General features: G+C 41.4%; 20 protein-coding genes and 1 tRNA gene. 7 read left to right on the top strand and 14 right to left on the bottom strand.

What is annotated here, in order from left to right; translation table 11 throughout:
• Positions 1-232 precede the first annotated feature (232 nt).
• The 3 genes from DDZ16_RS08735 to DDZ16_RS08745 all read right to left on the bottom strand — a co-directional run bounded on the left by DDZ16_RS08735 (position 233) and on the right by DDZ16_RS08745 (position 3,358).
• Complete coding sequence (locus DDZ16_RS08735; protein WP_109264076.1) at positions 233-805, bottom strand: YceI family protein; 573 nt, start codon at positions 803-805, stop codon at positions 233-235.
• 166 nt (positions 806-971) lie between these two features.
• Positions 972-2,159, bottom strand: coding sequence for a glycine C-acetyltransferase (gene kbl / locus DDZ16_RS08740; protein ID WP_109264077.1), 1,188 nt, complete (start codon positions 2,157-2,159; stop codon positions 972-974).
• 218 nt (positions 2,160-2,377) lie between these two features.
• A complete protein-coding gene (locus DDZ16_RS08745; RefSeq protein ID WP_109264078.1) occupies positions 2,378-3,358 on the bottom strand; it encodes an adenosine kinase in 981 nt (326 codons plus the stop codon).
• 271 nt (positions 3,359-3,629) lie between these two features.
• On the opposite strand from DDZ16_RS08745, the gene DDZ16_RS08750 reads away from it, so the two are divergent.
• Positions 3,630-3,706: transfer RNA gene (locus DDZ16_RS08750), tRNA-Asn, on the top strand.
• Between the two features lie 280 nt (positions 3,707-3,986).
• Here DDZ16_RS08750 and DDZ16_RS08755 read toward each other — a convergent pair.
• From DDZ16_RS08755 to DDZ16_RS08795, 9 genes are all read right to left on the bottom strand, one after another.
• Positions 3,987-5,114 carry a tetratricopeptide repeat protein gene (locus DDZ16_RS08755; RefSeq protein ID WP_109264079.1) on the bottom strand — a complete coding sequence of 376 codons (1,128 nt, stop codon included), beginning with the start codon at positions 5,112-5,114 and terminating at the stop codon, positions 3,987-3,989.
• 101 nt (positions 5,115-5,215) lie between these two features.
• Entirely contained in the window at positions 5,216-6,091 is an 876-nt protein-coding gene (locus DDZ16_RS08760; protein WP_109264080.1) for a hypothetical protein, read from the bottom strand.
• A gap of 31 nt (positions 6,092-6,122) precedes the next feature.
• Positions 6,123-6,521 carry a VOC family protein gene (locus DDZ16_RS08765; protein WP_109264081.1) on the bottom strand — a complete coding sequence of 133 codons (399 nt, stop codon included), beginning with the start codon at positions 6,519-6,521 and terminating at the stop codon, positions 6,123-6,125.
• A gap of 31 nt (positions 6,522-6,552) precedes the next feature.
• Positions 6,553-6,939 (bottom strand): hypothetical protein, encoded by a 387-nt coding sequence (locus DDZ16_RS08770; RefSeq protein ID WP_109264082.1) that lies wholly within the window; start codon positions 6,937-6,939, stop codon positions 6,553-6,555.
• Positions 6,940-6,976: 37 nt separating this feature from the next.
• Positions 6,977-7,543, bottom strand: coding sequence for a hypothetical protein (locus DDZ16_RS08775; RefSeq protein WP_109264083.1), 567 nt, complete (start codon positions 7,541-7,543; stop codon positions 6,977-6,979).
• A gap of 96 nt (positions 7,544-7,639) precedes the next feature.
• On the bottom strand, positions 7,640-8,356 hold the full coding sequence (locus tag DDZ16_RS08780) for a hypothetical protein (protein WP_109264084.1): 717 nt from the start codon (positions 8,354-8,356) through the stop codon (positions 7,640-7,642).
• A 64-nt stretch (positions 8,357-8,420) separates the two neighbouring features.
• A complete protein-coding gene (locus DDZ16_RS08785) occupies positions 8,421-8,915 on the bottom strand; it encodes an RNA polymerase sigma factor (protein ID WP_109264085.1) in 495 nt (164 codons plus the stop codon).
• A gap of 21 nt (positions 8,916-8,936) precedes the next feature.
• Entirely contained in the window at positions 8,937-9,221 is a 285-nt protein-coding gene (locus tag DDZ16_RS08790; RefSeq protein WP_109264086.1) for a hypothetical protein, read from the bottom strand.
• A gap of 78 nt (positions 9,222-9,299) precedes the next feature.
• Positions 9,300-9,668, bottom strand: coding sequence for a YccF domain-containing protein (locus DDZ16_RS08795; protein ID WP_109264087.1), 369 nt, complete (start codon positions 9,666-9,668; stop codon positions 9,300-9,302).
• A gap of 308 nt (positions 9,669-9,976) precedes the next feature.
• Here DDZ16_RS08795 and DDZ16_RS08800 point away from each other — a divergent pair, with 308 nt between their 5' ends.
• From DDZ16_RS08800 to DDZ16_RS20970, 4 genes are all read left to right on the top strand, one after another.
• Positions 9,977-10,801 carry a hypothetical protein gene (locus tag DDZ16_RS08800; RefSeq protein WP_109264088.1) on the top strand — a complete coding sequence of 275 codons (825 nt, stop codon included), beginning with the start codon at positions 9,977-9,979 and terminating at the stop codon, positions 10,799-10,801.
• A 233-nt stretch (positions 10,802-11,034) separates the two neighbouring features.
• Complete coding sequence (locus tag DDZ16_RS08805; protein ID WP_109264089.1) at positions 11,035-12,576, top strand: hypothetical protein; 1,542 nt, start codon at positions 11,035-11,037, stop codon at positions 12,574-12,576.
• A 50-nt stretch (positions 12,577-12,626) separates the two neighbouring features.
• A complete protein-coding gene (locus tag DDZ16_RS08810) occupies positions 12,627-13,133 on the top strand; it encodes a YfiR family protein (protein ID WP_109264090.1) in 507 nt (168 codons plus the stop codon).
• Positions 13,134-13,352: 219 nt separating this feature from the next.
• Positions 13,353-15,770 carry a TonB-dependent receptor plug domain-containing protein gene (locus DDZ16_RS20970; RefSeq protein WP_158275635.1) on the top strand — a complete coding sequence of 806 codons (2,418 nt, stop codon included), beginning with the start codon at positions 13,353-13,355 and terminating at the stop codon, positions 15,768-15,770.
• Positions 15,771-15,856: 86 nt separating this feature from the next.
• On the opposite strand, the gene DDZ16_RS08820 is transcribed toward DDZ16_RS20970, so the two are convergent.
• Positions 15,857-16,558: a porin family protein gene (locus DDZ16_RS08820; protein ID WP_109264092.1), complete on the bottom strand. Its 702-nt coding sequence runs from the start codon at positions 16,556-16,558 to the stop codon at positions 15,857-15,859.
• A 523-nt stretch (positions 16,559-17,081) separates the two neighbouring features.
• Between DDZ16_RS08820 and DDZ16_RS08825 the strand changes: the two genes are divergently transcribed.
• Both DDZ16_RS08825 and DDZ16_RS08830 read left to right on the top strand, forming a co-directional pair.
• Complete coding sequence (locus tag DDZ16_RS08825) at positions 17,082-17,354, top strand: hypothetical protein (protein WP_109264093.1); 273 nt, start codon at positions 17,082-17,084, stop codon at positions 17,352-17,354.
• Between the two features lie 37 nt (positions 17,355-17,391).
• On the top strand, positions 17,392-18,120 hold the full coding sequence (locus DDZ16_RS08830; RefSeq protein ID WP_146192217.1) for a DUF6261 family protein: 729 nt from the start codon (positions 17,392-17,394) through the stop codon (positions 18,118-18,120).
• A gap of 709 nt (positions 18,121-18,829) precedes the next feature.
• Here the strand turns inward: DDZ16_RS08830 and DDZ16_RS08835 are convergent.
• Positions 18,830-20,689: a glycoside hydrolase family 13 protein gene (locus DDZ16_RS08835; RefSeq protein WP_109264095.1), complete on the bottom strand. Its 1,860-nt coding sequence runs from the start codon at positions 20,687-20,689 to the stop codon at positions 18,830-18,832.
• Between the last annotated feature and the right edge of the window lie 71 nt (positions 20,690-20,760).

A 20,760-nucleotide genomic window follows, 5' to 3' on the forward strand; every position in this document is an offset into this window, starting at 1 on the left:
CTTAGTTTTTTAAATATGCCGCAAAAAGAATCAAAATTTCTTAACTTCGAAAGTTTCCAGCTTCTAACTTCTAACTTCCAGCCTCCAGCTTCCGGCTTCCGCGCGGCTGGGCTACTTTTATCTAAAAGTCTAACGATCTATTGTACTAAGGTGCAGATTTTCAATATTATACGATATATCTTATGTCTATCCCGAAGCATCGGGACTAACGATCTATTGTAAAAAGGTACAATTATTCAAATGTGACCATAAAATCAAGCTCAAAATCATCATAAATCATCTTATCCCCAAGGTTATCAAAGAATGACCCTGATCCGTAACGTACATCATACTTTGCCCTGTCCACAACCAGCTTCCCTTCAAACGTTTTGTCATCAGCAGTAGCGTCAAACGAAACAGGATTGGTATTTCCTTTAATCATCATTTTTCCGGTAAACTTATACTTATCGGCACCTGTTTTTTCTCCGTTTTCAATGACCAGTGTAGCTGTTGGATATTTGTCAACACCGAAGAAATCGTCAGATTTCAAGTGTCCTACTAGTTTGGCTTTTGTCTCGGCATCATCAATATCCTGGTTGCTGATGGAAGTCATATCCACCACAAACTTACCTGAAACAAAATCTTCACCCGATTTCTCGAGATATCCGGATAGCAATTTTATATGTCCGGTGTGAGATCCGGTTACTTTCTTACCGGTCCAGGTAATTTTACTATCTGTCACACTCATTTCACTTTTCTGAGCGAAAAGCGAAGGACTGGTTGCCAACAAGCCCAATGCAATAATTAATGTTGTCAATTTCTTCATGGTCAAATTCTTTTTATTGATTTTAAATAACAAACAACCTGACCCGGAAAAAGGTTTAAAGTCTGTCTCTTATAACGAAAAAACAGAGATGCATCTTTGACACATCTCTGTTTTAAATATAAAAGGGTAACTGATTGACTTATTATTTCCGGATGAACCCTCCTGCTTAAATCACCTTAAGCTCTTTCCCAATTGTCACAAAAGCATCAATGGCCTTATCCAAATGTTCTCTCTCATGAGCTGCGGAAAGCTGAATACGGATCCGGGCCTGTCCTTTAGGCACTACAGGATAATAAAATCCGGTAACATAGATTCCTTCCTCCAGCAATTTGGCAGCAAATTCCTGCGAAAGCTTGGCATCGTACAACATTAGAGCAACGATGGCTGAATTGGAAGGCTTAATATCAAACCCGGCCTCTGATATTTTAGTTTTAAAGTATTCGGCATTATCCATCAATTTGTCACGAAGGGCCGTAGATTCAGTCATCATATCAAACACCTCGCTTGCAGCACCAACAATGGCTGGTGCCAATGAGTTACTGAAAAGATAGGGACGAGACCGTTGACGAAGCATCTCAATGACTTCTTTTTTTCCGGTGGTATATCCCCCAAGAGCGCCTCCAAGAGCTTTTCCTAATGTGCCGGTAATAATGTCTACACGATCCATCACATCGTGGTATTCGTGGGTTCCACGACCGGTTTTACCAATAAATCCGGCTGAGTGACAATCATCAATCATCACCATGGCATTATACTTATCCGCCAGATCACAAATCTTATTAAGCGGAGCAATATCGCCATCCATCGAGAAAACACCATCCGTAACTACGATACGGAATCGTTGTGCCTGTGCCTCTTGCAATTGCTTTTCAAGATCTTCCATATCAGCATGTTTGTACCTGTACCGGGCAGCTTTGCAAAGCCTCACACCGTCAATAATACTGGCATGGTTCAATGCATCTGATATAATGGCATCTTCACTGGTAAATAATGGCTCAAAAACACCTCCATTGGCATCAAAGCAGGCAGCATAAAGGATGGTGTCCTCCATACCAAAGAATTTGGCAATTTTTTCTTCCAGATTCTTGTGAATATCCTGGGTCCCGCAAATAAATCGAACCGAAGATAAACCATAGCCATGAGAATCCATTGCTTTATGGGCCGCTTCAATAACTCTTGGATGTGAGGATAATCCCAAATAATTATTGGCACAAAAGTTCAGCACTTTATCTCCCGTGGTAAGCTCAATTTCTGCTCCCTGGGGTGTGGTAATAATTCGCTCCTGTTTGTAAAGGCCTGATTCTTTAATATTATCAAGTTCTTTTTGAAGGTGGTCTTTATATTTACCGTACATAGCGATATTGTTTTACATTTTTAGCAAAGTTAAAGATGCAGACAGCTAAAAAAAATGACAAAAGATAGATAGTCTATCCAAATCTTATAAAACATCTATTATGCCGCAATACTCCGTTAAACTATTATAAATGCCGGATTGAAATAAAAAAACGGACAATCTCAGGAGTAATTATCTCCGGGATTGCCCGTTCTAGTATTTGGGAATAATGAACAATCCTAATTCATCATAGCTTTGACTTGTTTATTTATGGTATCCCAGGTCTCATCATCCATCTTGGGTCCAATGACTTCAATTACTTTTCCGGCCAAAAGTGATCCAATCTGACCACACTTCTCGATGGACAATCCATGAATCATTCCAAACAGAAACCCTGAAGCATACAAATCTCCTGCACCTGTAGTATCAAGGCTTTCTACTTCAATAGCCGAAACCTGAACAACTTCATCATGACGTTTTATCATGGAGCCTTTTTTCCCAAGCTTGAGAATTGTCAGATCACAATAATCAGAGATCTTATGCAAAGCCTTCTCATCTTCAAGTCCGGTAAATGCTTTAGCTTCCTCTTCATTGGCAAAAAGAATATCGACATAATTCTCAACCATTTCATGCAGAAAATCCAGATTATCCTCAACCACATTAAAACTGGCCAAATCAAGAGAGACGGTAAGCCCCTTACTTTTTGCCAACTGAAGGGCGTGACGAATCAACTCTCGATTTTGCACCAAATATCCTTCAATATGCAAAATACTATATCCGTTGAAGATGTCCTCATGAACCTCGTGATGTGCAAGTTCAACTGCAGCTCCAAGAAAAGTAGCAAAAGTACGTTCAGAATCCGGACTGATCAGCGCAAAAGCACGCCCCGACTCACTTGGACTCTCCAGCAAAAGTGGTTTAATGTTTCTGTTTTCAAGGTCAGACCTGAAAAATTCGCCCCATTCATCTTTTCCAACCTTTCCGAAAAAAGCGGTTTCTATCCCCAAATTTGCCAATCCATGGATCGTATTGGCAGCGGACCCTCCGGATGCCTGGTTGCGAGGAAAGTCCCTGGTAGCCAACAATACATTGCCTACTTCTTTCACGTCGACCAGCTGCATAGAGCCTTTGGGGTAATTCAAATCAGAAAGAATGGTATCATCCTGCAAACGCGTTAAAATATCTACCAACGCATTCCCCATCCCAATAACCTTACTCATAATCTCTTCTGTTTTTTTTCGACTGCAAAGATGGCCATTTTTTTAGAAAGTTGCAGGAGAAAAGAAATTTTTCCGCCCTCAGCTATTGCATAATTCAAGTAAAGAATATAGTTTTGCATCCGCAATAGGGGAAACAATGGTTCTCCCAATCTTAAAATCTTCCTCAGTAGCTTCCCGATGGTTCGGGATTAGAGCGGTTCCGACGCTTCGGAATTAATCCGTAAGTCAGAGGTGCTCGTGATACTGAAACAAGATATTTCAAATTAGTTATTCCTCAGTAGCTCAGTTGGTTAGAGCGGCGGACTGTTAATCCGTAGGTCGTAGGTTCAAGTCCTACCTGGGGAGCCATTTAAAAAGCCATCTCATTGTGAGGTGGCTTTTTTGTGCCTTGAACCTGGCTTCAACTCTGTTCATCTCTTCGTCCCTCAGTGTTCTCTGTGGTTTAAAATAAACCCGGCAGGTCCGGTATTTTCTACAAAAACCTCTGAAGACAAGGAGAAGCGCAGAGGGGAGCATCTTTTTCATAAGAGGACAAAGGTGATGTCAAGGGTAGGTTCGGCAGAAGTGAAATAAAAAACAGAACGCAGAAAACTCAGGTTTGAGTACCCAGGGCCGAACCCCAAAAAGATTATTCCATTCTTTCGTAAACTTCAGTTATATCATACCCCTCAAAGTTCATTTTCCGGGTAAGCTTCCCTGCTTCTATGGAGTTGGTTTCCAGAGCATCCCTCCCTTCCATTTCCGATTTAGAATGATAAAGAATTTTAAGATTTAAAACCTCACCGTCCAGCTCATACTTCAAAACACCTGTAACTATCTCTCCATTTTCATATTCATAAAAGCTTGCAAGGTTTTGTTTATTGTAAACCCTTACAGCCTCTTTTACTTTAATATCATCTTTAGTCCCGTCAGGTTTCATGTATTCATATGAGATAAGTTTCCAGGTGCCTTCCAGATCGGGAGTTTTAGCCATTTGATGTTTCATCAGTTCTTTAGCCAGGGCAGACTTATTCTGGCTTGCTTCAAAATCGGGGTTTACCGCCAAAGCTTTCTCAAAACTTTTGTAAGCATTTCCATAGTCGCCTGCTGCCATAAAGTAATCTCCTTTTGAATCGTATGGATTAAACTTTTCAGATTCCAGTTCTATGTATTTATTGAACGCTTTTTCTGCGGCCTCAAAATTTTTAAGCCCCAGATTGGCATACCCAATCATATTATACACCGGTCCTTTCCGGTCGGATAATTCCAATAACTTTTCATAATCCTCCAGCGCTTTTTCATATTCCCCCTTTGAATAGTGAAAAAAACCAGAAAGGTCATAAGAAAAGGGGGCATTTGGATATAACTCCACTAGCTCCTTACCATATTTTGCAACATCCGGTTCTTTTTTTTCATCGATAATATCTTCAAGCAATGACTTCAATAGTTTTTCACCTTCGTTCAAATCGGCATCGGATTCAATGGCATTTTTGGCATAAAACATAAAATCAATTTTATCCCCTTCCTGCATCCCCAGTTTAGACAGTTGGTAATAGCCCATAAAGAATTCAGGATCTAACATTACTGCTTTTTCAAGAAGTTCTTTGGATTTTTTGAGATTAAAGTCATACATAGCCTCAACGGCCTCGTAATAAAGTTCAGTAGCCTCGTCGGAGGAAGTGGTGATTGGCATTTTCTCTTGCTGTGCCAATAAGGTGAAAGGTATCATCACCAAAAGGGCAAGCAACAACGGAAGTGAAATTTTTAATTTAAACATGGCCCTAATATTTTGATTATCAAAGGCAATTTACCCCACAAACGGAGAGATGGTCAACCTTTTTCATCAAAATCAGGAAAAAATCATAGACAAAAACAATTTCAATAAGAAGTGGAATCAAAGAAAAATGAAAACTGAATCCCAAAACTGAAATGATTCAATTCTAATTGCTTCTCAGTAGTTAAGCGATTGTGTTCAGAATACACCCAGGGCTTGGATGTTAGCTTGAACGCATACCCTGCATAGGCTCCTAAAGTCAGGTAAGTTGAACTCCAATAATCCGGGGAGTTTACCTTATAGAAAAATCTCACACCGGCATGTCCTGTGGTTTGGTTGATTCTAAGATCCAGATCTCTGTCCCGCAGATATTGCTCTATGGGAATCTTACGCTCTTTAAAACTGTTGATAAGACGGAAGCGGTTCCATTTTAAAGCCACCTCGGGGATAATGTGAAACCGTTTAGCATTACGGATATTATACCCGAAATGAAGTCCGTATTGATTTTTTGTTACTTCAACATTTAGTGAATCATACTCTTCACCCCCATTCCCGCTAAACCCCATACTAAATCCGGCATAGATGTTATTAAAATAAAACCCCAGTTCAAAATTGGCTATCCCCGGGTTTATCCCAAGTTCATCAACATTGAAATCGCCCAGAATAGTTTCAAATTCATCAAAATCAAAGGCCAGAAACCCGACATCAAACATAAGCTCCATGGCCCATAAGCTTCGCGAGTTGTTCCGCCCTTGAAATTGCTCGAAATAATAGGAATATCCCCGAAGTTCCACTATTTCGTCTAATCTCCGGTTAATGGAATCGGCTTCCAACTGTAACCCGGAGTTTAAACCAGAAATTACTTCACCCCCACCTTTAGGGCTACCTGAGAATTGATTATTATTTGCAAGTAATGGACGTGGAATCAACCAAAATAAAAGTCCTAATAAGACACAAGTCAGGGATAAGTTTCTCATCATAAAAAGGGTTTCCGTATTTTACTACCATCCATTATTCCCAAAAGTCAGAGCCAATCTCAATAAGGTTTCCTTCCGGATCAGCCACCATTGAGGATCGCATTTTCCAGGGTTCATCACGGGGAGGATATACCTCTCTGGCACCCGCTCTCACCAAACGATTATAGGTCTCATCAACATTTTCGGGAGCTCCCACATTGATGGCAAGCTCAAAGGTACCGTTAAGTCCCTCTGGATAAGATGGCTCCTGCCCCAGCAATCCGGCCAATTCCCTCCTTTCGTACATGGCAAAGCGAATACCGTCATGCTTAAACTCTGCGTAGGGACCATTTCCGTCCCACTCAATAGGAATCCCTACGACCTGGTTGTAGAAATTTACCATTTTTGAAAGGTCCTGAACAAACAGGCCAATCATATCAAATTTTACTTTCATCGTAAAACAATTTAATTGCCATCTGAATGCTTTATCCCGATATTTTTCGGATGATAAGGGTAGCAACAAACACTTCCAGAAGGCTTAACGGGACTGCATAATAGAGTAAACTTAAAGGTAAAACTCCGAGATTTCCCACTACCAGCCACATCAGGACAAAGCAGGCAAACCATGCAAGAAAAGTGGCTGAAAGCAACGAGAACTTCCGGGATATAACAAAAATGAAAATAGCCATAAACATGGACCAAACTCCCCAGATCACCCCATTTAAAGGCTCTGCTGGATATGTCAATCCCATTACCTGATAATGATTTTCCCAAATGCGCTTAAACAACCATTCGTTTCTGACAAACTCCGAAAAAACAATCCACCCTGATGCCAACAATATGGAAATAAATACGTTAATGACACGTTTCATAAGCCTACTTTTGGTGAAAAATAATTTCCGGGGAAAACTACCCTGCAAGCGCATTTACTTTAGGCTGAACAAACCAAACTCCAATGGGATAAAACCAAAGAAGAAAGAATTCCCCTGCATAATCGGAAAAGGTAACTTCACGTTGAAGTTCAACCGTCCTGATGGTTTTTGACACAAAATAAAGACAGTAAAACATACAGAACATGGCAAAGAAATGTAACGGAACAATTATGGAGAGAAATAGCCAGATTGAGCCCAGCTCAGGTTCTCCCCCACTCATTGCCAATGTCCCTGAGAAATAAATTATTGAAACCACAAGCAAAGGCAAATATATTATCGGAAAAAAGAAAAAATATTGAAACCGCTTTACTTTCATAGTTACTCCGGAGGGCATCTTTTTCTGCAGACCTATAGCCATGGACCACAGCCAGCCCATAAAACTTCCGAGATAAAGAATAACTACCACAGGCATTACAAACAACATAATCCATGGAATTTCAGTCACCAAAAGAACCGGAACTACAGCCATTTGTAAAAAGAAAGGAATGGCAAAGGTGATTAGAAAGATTTGCCAGTGTCTGGCATTCAGGAATTTTTCTCTCATAGCTAATGAATAGGTTTAATAAATACTTAAACAAGAGGGTCGAATACTAAAATAATGGAAATAATCTTATAATCCGCATCAAGGAAAGTAATTGGTTTAATTAAAAAGGAGCCAACCTAATAAAAAAAGCCCACAGACCAAGGCCATCAAAAGCATCCAAAAACGTCGCCAACGCAGATGTTTTTGTTTTGCCAGAAAAGAAGACTTTAACGCCTCTGTTTTTAATTCATTTTGAGTTGCCTCCAGCTGGTTAATTTGAAAAATCTGCTGCTTAAACTCAACCGTTGCATTCAAAATAAACCCGATAAGTACAAATGCCCCGAACACAACAAAGTCTTCCACATCAAGGGGCCGAACAGTTTCATACTTTTGTAAAAACCACCCGGTCATTCCGCTTATAATCAAAAGCGGAGCTGTAAGCCCTTTTGCAAATGCAATGGGATATAAAGAAGTTCGAAGAAAGTTGGTCTTCAAGGCAAGAATATTCTGAAGATCTTTTTGGCCATAATCAATAAGGGGTATTTTCCGAATAAGTCTTAACTCAATTGCCATACCGATGGCAGAAATCACCAGCATAACAAGGCCTAACACCCAATTAATTTCCGATGTGAAAGACTGTAAACCAATCCAATAAATAACAACTACTGACTTCAAAAAAACATCAAAAAAGACATTTCTCTTAAATACCCGGGTTACATCATTAGATTCTTTCATCAGATACCGGTTTATCTGATCCCCTGATAGTTTTCTTCCTGTAAAATCAGCTCCGGATTTCCAGGAATCTTTATATTTTTCTAAGTCGAAAGTTTTCATTTGCTATGAACCCGTTGTAAAAACATTTAAGTAAAAGTAACATAACCCCCTGCTGGAATTCAGTCTACTGATAAATGCGTATAATCTCAGCCAGCCTTGCTTTTATCCGAACCATTTTCACACTCACATTCTTCTCTGTAATGCCAAGAATTTCGGCAATCTCATAATAGGTTTTCTCCTCCAGCCAAAGCATCACAATGGCTTTGTCAACCTTTTTTAAGTGTGCAATGGCTTTGTATAAGATTTTTATTTCCTCGGGATGGTCGTCAGGCATATCTGCAGGTTCTTTTTGAGACGTAAAGAAATCCCCAGAAGAAAAAATTCGCGGCTTACGGCTCATGGAGATAGCCGTATTAAGAGCCACCCGATACATCCACGTTGAAAATGAAGATTTCTGTTTAAAGGATGGGAAAGAGCGCCACAACTGAAGAATTATTTCCTGATACAGGTCCTCTTTGTCTGATTCCCGTTGGCAGTAAAGAAAACAAATCTTGTGGAGGATCCCCTGATGCTCCTCCACTATTTTCAGGAAAATTGCTTCTCTGTCTTTTCCCTTCATTTCGAGTCTGTTCAAAAACCGTTAATGAATCAAGAATACTATAAATCCCAAAAACATAATGCCAACAATAAGCAGAACAAGAAAAACAGACTTATCTGCCGTCTGAGAAGTGTCTGATTGGTTTTGAAGCTTTTTATCCAAAAACATTCCCGAAGGTACAGCAACAGCTCCGGCAATAGCTCCAATCAAGGCTTCAACCCCAGTGATAACGACAAAAATAACAGCCACTAAAGTACCAATCAGAAACCCTAAGAGATAACCGGCACCTTTAAATACTTTTCTCTTTTTTTCAATTGACTTTTCCATGACTTCGTAGTTTTAAATCCATCTTTTGCTTAGTTAGTCGTTTCAGAAGCAAAAAAACTACAAAGTCAAGTCATTTTTTTACACCACATCGTATCCGAAAGGCGTCAAAGCCAATCCGGCAAGTTTAAAATGCTGCCTGGCCCAGGGAAGGCCTATAATCGTAATGGCCAACAAAAGACCAAAGACAAGATGAGTTGCTGCAATCCAGATTCCACCAACTAAAATCCAAAGAATATTCATAAAAGTACTCAGACATCCTCCCTGCGAGGGACTTGGCACCACTTTCTGGCTAAATGGCCAGAGAGCCAGTAGTCCAAGCTTGAGCGTCTGAATACCAAATGGAATACCAACAATGGTTACCATCAGTATTAAACTGGCTACAAAATATTCAATGGCCGTAACCAGTCCTCCAAAAATAAGCCAGATAAGATTTCCTAGTAATGACATAGTCTGATTTTTAAAGATTAAAAGAATCCAAAGTTTGATAAGGATTAAAAATAAACATTTTTACCGATCTTTTTTCAAAAGTCACTGGTCAAGGCTGCTTAGAAACTGTTTAAATTTTGTTTTTGGAAGATGTTTTTGAAGAATTGAGTTCTTAGACAAGAGCTCAAGACCAGAAAACAACACAAAGGATAAAACTTAAACAGTTTCTTAATAAATGAATCTTTTTTACCAAACCCATTCCTTCAAAAAATAATTTTTATATTTACAATTATTATAAGATAATGTAAATGAACCCCTAGTCTAAAATCATGCAAATACTGATCATTGTTCTTTCAGCGATATTACTAATCCTGATCGTTGCTTTAATCTTTAAAAAAGATTTCCGTGCTGATGTTATAAAGCCAGGTGACAACAGCGGCGAAGTAAAAGGACTAAAAGTAAAAGGAACCCTGTTTTGGGTGGTATATGCACTTACTGCAGTCGGAACCTTTTATCTGGCACTTGAATTCGACAAAAACAACCGCAATAACTGCTCTCCCGTACTCAGGGCTGAAGCTGAAAACTGGGTAGCCATGGATCTGGACCGTGCCGAACCTACAGATTTAATTTATGGTTGTGATTCGCTGACCGAACATAAGATTTTCTCTTCCACCCCGAAGCTAAAGCTGGAACTCTCCGTTGACAGTCAGTACGCTGTTTCTGCATTGAACTCCCAATTTCAGCTGGGTAAGATCGAGACCTCTTCGCTCCGAAAACTATTAAACTGCAAAAAACTTTCATTCGAAAGTTACATAGAAGTCTTTTTCAATCTCAACATAGAAGAGCAAAGCATCGATACTGTTAAAAATCAACCCACACTCTATGACTGGTATGCTTACCAGAAACTTCCTTTCACCATCAATCCCAGAATACTGGGAGAAGGAATGGTCGAGGTATTCATCCGGGGAAAGAAGCAGGAGATTAGTGACCTGAAAATCGGCCCGTTATCGCTGGGGGATAAGTGGGAAAAAACAATTTTCTACAAGAACAAAGCATATATAGTTCGATTGAGATCAAGGGACATTTACACCAATAATGATTTTAAAGAGCATGCCAATTTTCAAATATTTAAACTGGGTTTAAAACCCAGATAACAATACTCCGGCTTTTAACCTTTATCTTAGCATTTTTTTTCAAAGAATGACTGACAAAACGTTAAAAGGCCCGTATATAAAGGGAGAAAGAAAATGGACTAACCCCACCTTTCTTTTGATTAACAAACATAAAAAAGCGACAAAAAACATATACTTTTACCCCATTCATTCCCGGCAATGAATTCCTGTAAGCCAACAAGCACTTTTTCTGACAATGTGTTAAACTGGTCTTAATGGAACCCCTTCCTAAAATGGAGAATTATTATTTCGATTTTCATGTTCACCCGCTGATCAAGCCTTTTGGTCATGCCTGTAAGCATTTGCTCAAACATTACAAAAAACTCAAGCCGGAGTTTTTCAGCTTTAACTGGCTCTCAGAAAATCACCCCGGCATTCTAAAAGACTTTTACAATCCGGGCTCAAAGGATTCTCTCTGGAACGACAAGCGTCCTTGCCGCTTTCTGAATAAACTGTTTGGCGAAATGGCTTTTGCCAAGTATTCTCAAAGTAACCTTACCGCTGCCAAAGCCGGAAACAGCAGAGTCGTTTCCATCTCCCTTTATCCCATAGAAAAAGAGTTCCTGACCAGGTCTGCCGATCAAAAAATATTGGGATTTCCTCTTTTCAAAAATATCGTAACCGGTATTAGCAGCGCCCGGATAAAGTACATCCAAGGCCCTGATTATCGCTATTTCGATGACACAGTCGCTCAATACGAATATTTAAAAACCAGCGCAGAGCTCTCCAGTCATTCCGACCGGAAATTAATTCTTGCCAGTAATTTTTCCGATATCGAAACCGCCCTTGAAAAACATCCCGGAGCCGTTATCGGTTTTCTATCCATCGAAGGCGCCAACGTATTTTATCCCACTAAGGAAGTCAGGAAAGCAGACATCGGGCAAGTGCTGAAAAATATTGAGACCGTAAAAAACTGGGAGCATCCGCCTTTAATGATTTCTCCCGCCCACCACTTCTACAATGGTTTTGTCTCGCACGAAGAAAGCCTGGTAAAAATGGTTAAATGCCTCGGAAATATTGATCAGTCTAAAGGATGCAATGAAGAGTTATCAGACATTCAGGGATTTCAGTTTTACACCAAGGAAGGATTGCAGGTAATTGACAAATTGCTGGACACCTCATCAGGCAAAAGAATCCTTGTTGACTTAAAGCATACCGATTACCGGGGACGCAAGGAATACTACGAGTTTATCGAAGACAATTACAACAATGAGGTGCCTGTTGTTTTTTCTCACGCTGCTGTTGGAGTCGCAACAGATGAGGGATGGTTCAATCCATGGACCATCAACCTGAACAATGACGATATCAGAGCCGTATGGAAGACCAGCGGACTCATAGGCCTTGAGCTGGACCAGCGTCTACTGGGTTTTGACCGGTATGTAAAGTATTGCCGGAAAAACAACATCAAAGTCAGAAAAACAGATCCTGGTTTTAATGCCGCAATGGTATGGAATGCTGCACGTTTTATTGCTCAACAATGCGCCCATTTTATTCACGAAGAAGCTGAACCTCCCTCCACCAATGCATGGCATTGCATCAGTATTGGAAGTGACTTTGACGGTCTCATTAATCCCATTAACGGCTATCCAACTCTCAGATATTTCACCCAATTAAAAAATGCTCTGATTAAATATGCCAGTGAGTTTCTGCAAGAACCGAAAGACCTCTTGCACCAATACTCTCCTGGGGATGCCAGGACTTTGGTGGATGGCATAATGAGAGCCAATGGAATAGATTTTTTAAAAAAACACTTCTAAATACCCCCCTATCTGCAACTATATATCATAAACCAAAACCTTTTTGTACCATGAAGAAGTTATTTTTTTTAATGCTGATGAGTCTGGTCTTAACGACAACCGTCTCGGCCCAGATGTCGCAGTTTAAGGCACTATTTCTTTATAATTTTGCCAAAAATGTCAATTGGCCCTCACATTCTGCCGGCAACGATTTTGTCATCACGGTTATCGGGAATGATGAATTGGCCTCGGAATTGAAAAGCCTGGCAAAGTTAAGGAAAATTGGAAACAGCAGCCTTATTGTAAAAGAGAGCAACAATGCCGATGGCATTGAAGATTCTCACATCATTTACGTCTCAGCTTCGCAAAGCAGTTTAATGCCTATCGTTGCCTCTTACCAAAAAGACAATCCCGTTTTGCTGGTCGCCGGCAAGCAAGGTCTCTGCTCTCAAGGAGCAGGCATCAGTTTTTTTACCAGCGGGGGAAAGTTAAATTTTGAAGTCTGCCCGCGGAATGTGGAGTCACACGGACTAAAACTGGCTCAGAAGCTGATTGCTCTTGGCAGCCTTGTTCAATAACAAGAACCTTTTTATTGTAATCTGCCGAAACATTTATCAGAACTTCAGTCTAAGCACTGCCGTGTCCTGTGACATGGTCAAGTATTTGATTACGATTCTCCCTCATTTTTTATTCTCAGGGAGACTCAAACAAAAAAGCAACGAAAACAAGCATGCTCCTGTCACAGGCCAAACAGCATGCAGGTTTCACAAGCCATTAACTTGGAAAAACTTATACTAATGAAAAAGATATTGATCATTTTTCTTTCAGTGTTCTTCGGTCTTGCCGGTTTGGCACAAGAACCACAAACTTCTGATATGACCCGGGAACAAGTATTAAACATGTCAGTTGAGGAGCTATCACTGCTCCCCCTCGAAGAATTAATGAAAGCCATGGAAGTCATGGGCGTTTCCAGCATGGAAGAACTCACCAATATGCTCATTAACAAAAACGTGAGTTCAGCCTCCAAAAGAGTTGAAAATGCTTTCGACTCTCCACTTTCTTCAACGGTTCTTACAAAAAAGGAAATTGAGATGTCGGGCGCCACCACCATTGAAGAAGCACTTCGCCTGGTACCCGGCATCATTGTTCGTGAAAAAACCAATGGTAATTTCGATGTTCACCTGAGAGGGCTGGACAACCTGCCCGACAAAAACATGCTTATTTATTCGGAAAACACCAATACGCTGTTGATGATCGACGGCCGCCCCATGTTTAATTATGTGCACGGAGGCATTGTGTGGGATGCCCTCCCCATTGGCTTTGCAGACATCGACCGCATTGAAGTGGTAAGAGGTCCTTCATCGGCATTGTATGGTCCCAACGCAGTGAATGGCGTTATTAATATTCTCACAGCTGAAACCACAGCCGACTCACCGCTGGTTTCAGGATCTGCTCAAATGGGTAGCCAAAACACCTACACCGGCAATCTGGCATTCAGGAAAGAGTGGAGCAACAAACTAAGCACATCTGTTACAGGCAACTATCAGCACAGAAACCGCGATCGTGAGGAGATTTATCTTTATGGGAAAGAAAACATGTTACTCCCTGATGATCTGGGAGGCGTTGCTACCTATAACCATGGAGGCTTTTTCACTCTCGACCAATATGAAAGGCTGATTGACGGCAACACAGGCCTTTCCATTTCTGACCCGTTGGATGACATGAACGAACTGTTTGAAGACCCTGAATTAGCCCGCGAAAACTACGGCATCAACGGATATGTAAACTATAATCCTGAAGGCATTGCCAGTTTCAACCTGAGTGGTGGATACCAGAACTCATACGTGAATACCTCCACCCTGGGAGATCCTCCGACATCTTTTGGCGGCCGCAAATCCGACACCTGGTATGCCAACCTCGAAGCCGGCATTGGAAGGTTGAAGCTCCAGACCAATTACACCGGCGGAACTCAGGATTTTGCCACCGGTGATCATGGTTTTAAAATTGACAAAAGTCAGTTCAACGCCTCAGCTGAATTTGACTGGCAAATCAAATCATTAAACTTGCGCCCGGGAATCAGCTTCCAGAGTGCTACTTATGATGATTCACCCTATCTGGAAGGCGATGAAAGCGGTTATCTGAACGGGAAAAAAGAACTGAACACCCTGGCCGGAAGCATCAGAGCCGATTATCTGGCCTTTGGCAAGCTTCGCCTGATAGCTGCTTTAAGAGCCGAAAAATATAACAATCCCGATAAACTATACGGATCGTGGCAATTTGCCGGTACCCTTCCCCTGGGCGAAAACCACCGGATAAGAGCAGTTTATTCGCGAGCCAACCGATCATCGTTCATCATTAATTCCCATTCCAACTACACCTGGGACCGTGAAGGCAGAATGCCGCCCAGATACATCCATTTTGCAGGAAATAAGGATTACGACCTTATGACGGTAGACATGATAGAACTGGGATACCGGGTAAAACCTTCATCCAAAATGGTTCTGGATGCCGAGATCTTTGCTTCGGACAGTCGTAACTATGGTGCATTGTTACCTAACTCAACGACATTGAATGTTGCGCCTGAAATATTCCAGTACGCTGACAATCCCATGATGATGTTGATGGCAACACAGCCCTATGTGGATATCGTATATCAGAACATGGGACTGAATGCCCGCCAGATTGGAGCTACATTAAGCATGGACTGGGTTATTACGCCAAAGCTGATTACCAAGATGCATGCTACCCTCCAAAAGACTACTCTCGACGATTACTGGGATTATTCGAGAGATGAAATCATTGAAATGCAAATGATGTCGCTGGCCGGACAAATTGAGCCCAATGCCATGGCAATAATGACCGGACAGTTATCCGAGCTTACAACTTCTGCTAAACCTACTGATACCAAAGACGACGTAGAACACAAAAGTACGCCATCACTTTGGGGAATGGTTAATGTTATATACAAACCTATTGACAAACTGGAACTATCATCGTACGGTTATTACACTTCAAAACAAACTTTTGTGAATCAATACGACGTGGCCGAAATTGATGCCAAGTTCATCCTTAATGCGCAGGCAACATACAAGGTCAACAAGTATGCATCGGTATTTCTGAATGCCCGCAATTTGCTGGACAACGATTCCCGCGAGTTTGCCTTTATGGATAACATAGGAGCCATTTATATGGCAGGAATAAGGTTTAAATATTAAAATTTTCTATTGCCTATAGAAAAGAACCCCGGTTGGACTGCGAAGTCCGGCCGGGGTTTGTTTTTGGACGTTACCTGCTGAATTCCTTACAATTTCACCTTAAATCCAAATGTCCAGTAAGACGGATCGAAACTTACCAGCCACTGGCTGTTTTCGCTGTCACCGTTGATCATGGCATAATGAATGCCTCCCAAGCCGAGACTCAGTCCAAATCCATTGGAAAAGAAATAGTTTAATTGGGGGGTTAGATCGGCTATCAGATAATCATCTTCAGAAGAGTCATTAAGAGTGCCAAAACCAGGTCCGGATACTTCTTCAAGCGGATAGTATCCGGAGCTTAAGAGGTTTGACCTGCTTGCATATTCAGAAGACAGATCACTTTTAAGTTGTCCGTATCCAAGCCTTAAAACAGGGCTTATATACAACTTGTCAACAATAGGATAGTAATGAGTCAAATAAATACTTGGTAAAAAGATCCGGGAGTCAATATCCAACTCTTCAACCTGAAAGCTTTCATTGAACAACAAACGACTTTTACGGAAATCAGTCAATTTTTGGTACTCCAGCCCAAACCCAATCGATGTCTTGTCGGAAATGAAATACTCCAGAGCGGCACCTAATGATAATTGTTTGCTTTCTGAAAAAAGATTATTTGTTGTCACTCCAACCTCATCATTGCTTTTGTGGTAATTTCCACTAAAGGAGAGTATTAAATCGTTTTTGCCAATTTGAGCAGAGACCTTCAGGGTTGCAAACAGGATCAGTATTAAAAGAAAGTGTTTTTGCATGGTTAGTAAGATTAATGATTATTAGAATTCCGTCATTGAAAGTAAATCGTCTTATATCCTCAAAAGTATCAAAAACAACCTCCATTCAAAAATAAATTATGTAAATAGTTTGTTTTTCATTAATACATAGTCACACTGAAAACAAGTCTGGTAAAGGAATCGAAAGGATTGATCCAATTAATCTTAAAAAATAATTGATTTTTTAAGACGAACTTTATAACTTGCAGTTCAATGAACATAGAAAACCCTGACCTCTTCTGTTCATCATCATTCACCGGAATAGTTTTTGGCTTAGGGATTTTTCTGGATTATCCGGGTTACTTCGTTTTTTTCTGATTAAAATTTACTTTTCAAAGGTCTGGTTACCTTTTTATTGGCTGTAAGTACTGTCAAGAAACGTTTTTTATTGATTTGACCAACCGGAAAAGCATATTTCAGAAAAGGTCAGTCTTTTTTTCTGACAGAAAATTGAAATCGTGATCATACTTGTCATTTTCGGACGGTAGAATTGTTTCCTGCATAGATGCAGACACCTTTTTTACGGTTGGTTTGCTTCCTGCATCATGAATTGGACATTTCTGACGGTCAGAAAACCACAATCGCCGGTGCGGGGGCATTTTTGACGGCAGAAAACCCTCAAAAATCTGTGCGAACCTCAGATCAGTGGCAAAATTCTTATCCACCCGGATGCGGGGGACTTTTCTACCGCCGGTTGGGTTTCCGCACCGATGCGGGAAGCTTTTCTGCGGCAGATTTGCGACAGGCATGCATGCAGGGCATCACGAAAGAACAATAAAAAGGAACATAATTTTCCACCCTAATTTTAAATAGTTATGATTAAATCTATTAATTACTCAATCCTGACAGTAGAACAGCTTTACACACTAACCCAAAGCTTGTTAAACATCTGCAACGGCATGCCGGAGCCTCATGAAGTACTGACACCTTTTGTGGCCAAGGCCAAAAAGCATTTCAATGCATTCAGCAATGCATTTGAAGTTAACCACAAAAACCCTTATACGCCTCTGAAAGCTCAGAAGGATAGTGAAAGGGATGAAGCATTTGTGGCTTTCCGGAATTTTGTTGAAGCCTGCTCTCATAGGCGCAATCCCGAAGTGGCCCAGGCTGCCGTGAAAATAATGGGCATTATAAACCGATATGGCTGGACCCTTTGGCGCAGTGGGTATAAAACCGAAACTGCTAAAATTGACAATCTGGTGGCCGATTTGGAGGCCAATCACATCGAAGAATTGTCAGTTATGGGTGCCCGCGACTGGCTGGACGAACTGGAAGCGGCCAATGCAGACTTTAAAGAGGTGGCCATGAAAAGCATTCTCCAGGCTGAGGATGATCCCACCCTTACTGAAACACGGGTGCCGTTGGAAAGTGCCTTACGTTCGCTGCTCTCCATAACCGAATTGCTGAATGAATCGGAACAAACTGCTGAGATGAAAGAATTGATTGAGTCGCTGAATGAAGCCATCACACCAGCTATGGCTACCGCACGCGCTGCACAGACACGTCAGCAGAATCAGGCATCGAATAACATTAATCCAAATTAACCAAACACTTTAAGTTTAACCAACGGTGGAAAATTGTTAAGGCAGGAATCTCCAATAACGGAGTTCCTGCCCTTTTGAATAAAAAATCAATAAATTCAAAAAAAGTATTGACAAAAACCTATTTAATCACTTACTTGCAGTTTCAACATCAAAACCTGAAATCCAATATCTTATGAAAAATCCAACAAAATCTGATTCGCTTACAAATCTCACTGATTTTTTCTATTCCGGAATGACCAATGCCACACAATTAGTTCTTTGCGTTCTAAATTTCCGGAAGCCTGAGTGCAAAAATAAGTTAAAGACCATCATTTACTGACATTCTGACAAACGGGAGCCATTGCTCACCGGGTCAATAAAAAATCACGATATCTCTCGACAGAGAGTTTTGGGTTAGGGATGCATCCGGGGTTCTCAGCCCCGGATGATTAAGAGTGAGGACTTGGGGAAGTCCTCACTTGTTTTTTATAACAACCCTACGCCCCATGCGCCTTCCCCTTTGCACATTCCAACGACACATGCTGTTTTACACTATCCCATACAAAAAAGGAGCTGTCTCAAAAGTCTGTACCTGATGTCATCCTGAGCTTTTAAAGAATCTTATCGCCTGACAAACGGATGTTTCGCTTTCAATCAACATGACACTCTTTGGGTGTTTTAATCTTTTGAGACAGCCTCCTGTTAAACGTAGTTGTGTGTGTTATTGATATTATTCCATTATCTCCAGCACCAGTGGCGAACGGGCCGGAATTTCAATCTGGTCACCGATATCGAATGAATCGCCGCTGAGCACATTACGAGCAGATGATTTGCCGGTGAGCATTTCATGAAAGCGAAGGGTGTCAATATTCACAGCCTCTTCGTTTTTATTCAGCACCACCATCACCATGTCGTCATCGTTGTAGCGGAAATAGACATAAACGCCATCCTGAGGAGCATAATGCATGAGGTCGCCGTGGTGAATGACCGGCTGGTTTTTTCGCCAGTTCAGCAAAGTTTTTACAAAGTTTTGGGCATCCAGACTTTTTTCAGCCATGCCTTCGCCGGTAAAAGCATTGGTTTCATCGCCTTCCCATCCCCCGGGAAAATCGCTGCGGATGATGCCATGATCGGTAGTGCCCTTGTTACTCATGAGGATTTCAGTACCATAAAGAACCTGTGGAATTCCACGAATGGTAAACACATAAGCCATGGCCATTTTAAACAATCCCGGATCCTCATTAAGCTGGGTGTAGATTCGGCTCATATCGTGGTTATCGCCAAATACCACCAGATTGTATGGATCGGCATACAACACATCATTGGCCAGCATTTCATAAAGTTTGATGAACCCGGTTCCCCAGGTTTCGTCTTCACGAAGCGCGCTGCTCATGGCACTTTGAAGCGGGAAATCCATTAAGCTGGGCAGATAAGAAACGTAGTCGTCTTTGTTGTCTTTTCCCCTTTGCCAGTAAGAAACCACCACCGGATTGACACTCCATTCCTCGCCCACAATGTTGAAATTGGGATACTCTTCCATTATTCTTTTTGTCCATTGCGTCAGGAAATGTTTATCGGAATAAGGATACGTATCCATGCGAATGCCCGTAAGACCCGCATACTCGACCCACCAGACGGAGTTTTGAATCAAATAATTGGCCATCAAGGGATTTCTTTGATTTAAATCGGGCATAGTAGCCACAAACCATCCGTCGTTGAAATGCTTCAGGTCCTCTTTTGATGCGTATTCATCCTGTACTGTTGTGCGTTTGTGCGAAGTAGGGCTGAATTCTGCGTCAAAGTTAATCCAGTTGTCCATGGGCATATCATCCATCCACCAGTGTTCCGAGCCGCAGTGGTTCACAATCATGTCCATGATCATTCCAATGCTCTTTTGGCTGGCTGCTTCTGCCAGTTCGAGATATTCTTCGTTACTGCCAAAACGGGCATCCACATTGTAAAAATCGGTGGTGGAATAACCATGGTAAGAGTACTCTTCCATATCGTTTTCGAGCACCGGATTGAGCCAGATGCTGGTGAATCCCATGTCATCAATGTAATCTAAGTGATCAAGAATCCCCTTAATATCGCCCCCATGACGGCCTCCGGGAAAGGAACGGTTGAGGCCTTCGGCCAGATGTTCCACCTCATCGTTACCGGGGTTACCGTTTGCAAAACGATCGGGCGTAATCAGATAAAGCGCATCGGATTGATTGAAACCCTCTCTCATGGCAGATCCTGGTTCTCTCTCTTTCAACTCGTAATTATAGGTGAGAACGGCTTTATCTTTCTTCTTAAATTGGATCTCAAACGATCCGGGCTCAACATCAGAACTAAGATGCAGATCCAGAAACAGATAGTTGGGATTTTGAACCCTGGTAACTTCCCGGAGAGTAACTCCCGGATATTCCAGCTCGGGAGACAGGTCGGAAATGTCTTCTCCGTGAACCAGCAGCTGCAGGTGGGGATTTCTCATATCTGCCCACCAAAAGGGCGGTTCGAGATGGTCAATTTTGTATTTGGCCGCTCCAGCCAGGGAACTCCAAAGAAGGAGGGCGACAATTAGAAATGTTTGTTGGGATCTTTTCATGATTAATTTGAATTTATGTTTGTAATTTATCAAAACGCAGAGACGCAATGACGCAAAGTTTTAAACGTTGA

It is taken from the genome of Marinilabilia rubra, from assembly GCF_003121985.1.
GTDB lineage: Bacteria > Bacteroidota > Bacteroidia > Bacteroidales > Marinilabiliaceae > Marinilabilia > Marinilabilia rubra.

Coding starts and splice junctions, on each gene's coding strand:
- DDZ16_RS08735 (WP_109264076.1), bottom strand. CDS start 805: ATGAAGAAATTGACAACATTAATTATTGCATTGGGCTTGTTGGCAACC.
- kbl (WP_109264077.1), bottom strand. CDS start 2,159: ATGTACGGTAAATATAAAGACCACCTTCAAAAAGAACTTGATAATATT.
- DDZ16_RS08745 (WP_109264078.1), bottom strand. CDS start 3,358: ATGAGTAAGGTTATTGGGATGGGGAATGCGTTGGTAGATATTTTAACG.
- DDZ16_RS08755 (WP_109264079.1), bottom strand. CDS start 5,114: ATGTTTAAATTAAAAATTTCACTTCCGTTGTTGCTTGCCCTTTTGGTG.
- DDZ16_RS08760 (WP_109264080.1), bottom strand. CDS start 6,091: ATGATGAGAAACTTATCCCTGACTTGTGTCTTATTAGGACTTTTATTT.
- DDZ16_RS08765 (WP_109264081.1), bottom strand. CDS start 6,521: ATGAAAGTAAAATTTGATATGATTGGCCTGTTTGTTCAGGACCTTTCA.
- DDZ16_RS08770 (WP_109264082.1), bottom strand. CDS start 6,939: ATGAAACGTGTCATTAACGTATTTATTTCCATATTGTTGGCATCAGGG.
- DDZ16_RS08775 (WP_109264083.1), bottom strand. CDS start 7,543: ATGAGAGAAAAATTCCTGAATGCCAGACACTGGCAAATCTTTCTAATC.
- DDZ16_RS08780 (WP_109264084.1), bottom strand. CDS start 8,356: ATGAAAACTTTCGACTTAGAAAAATATAAAGATTCCTGGAAATCCGGA.
- DDZ16_RS08785 (WP_109264085.1), bottom strand. CDS start 8,915: ATGAAGGGAAAAGACAGAGAAGCAATTTTCCTGAAAATAGTGGAGGAG.
- DDZ16_RS08790 (WP_109264086.1), bottom strand. CDS start 9,221: ATGGAAAAGTCAATTGAAAAAAAGAGAAAAGTATTTAAAGGTGCCGGT.
- DDZ16_RS08795 (WP_109264087.1), bottom strand. CDS start 9,668: ATGTCATTACTAGGAAATCTTATCTGGCTTATTTTTGGAGGACTGGTT.
- DDZ16_RS08800 (WP_109264088.1), top strand. CDS start 9,977: ATGCAAATACTGATCATTGTTCTTTCAGCGATATTACTAATCCTGATC.
- DDZ16_RS08805 (WP_109264089.1), top strand. CDS start 11,035: ATGGAACCCCTTCCTAAAATGGAGAATTATTATTTCGATTTTCATGTT.
- DDZ16_RS08810 (WP_109264090.1), top strand. CDS start 12,627: ATGAAGAAGTTATTTTTTTTAATGCTGATGAGTCTGGTCTTAACGACA.
- DDZ16_RS20970 (WP_158275635.1), top strand. CDS start 13,353: ATGAAAAAGATATTGATCATTTTTCTTTCAGTGTTCTTCGGTCTTGCC.
- DDZ16_RS08820 (WP_109264092.1), bottom strand. CDS start 16,558: ATGCAAAAACACTTTCTTTTAATACTGATCCTGTTTGCAACCCTGAAG.
- DDZ16_RS08825 (WP_109264093.1), top strand. CDS start 17,082: ATGCAGACACCTTTTTTACGGTTGGTTTGCTTCCTGCATCATGAATTG.
- DDZ16_RS08830 (WP_146192217.1), top strand. CDS start 17,392: ATGATTAAATCTATTAATTACTCAATCCTGACAGTAGAACAGCTTTAC.
- DDZ16_RS08835 (WP_109264095.1), bottom strand. CDS start 20,689: ATGAAAAGATCCCAACAAACATTTCTAATTGTCGCCCTCCTTCTTTGG.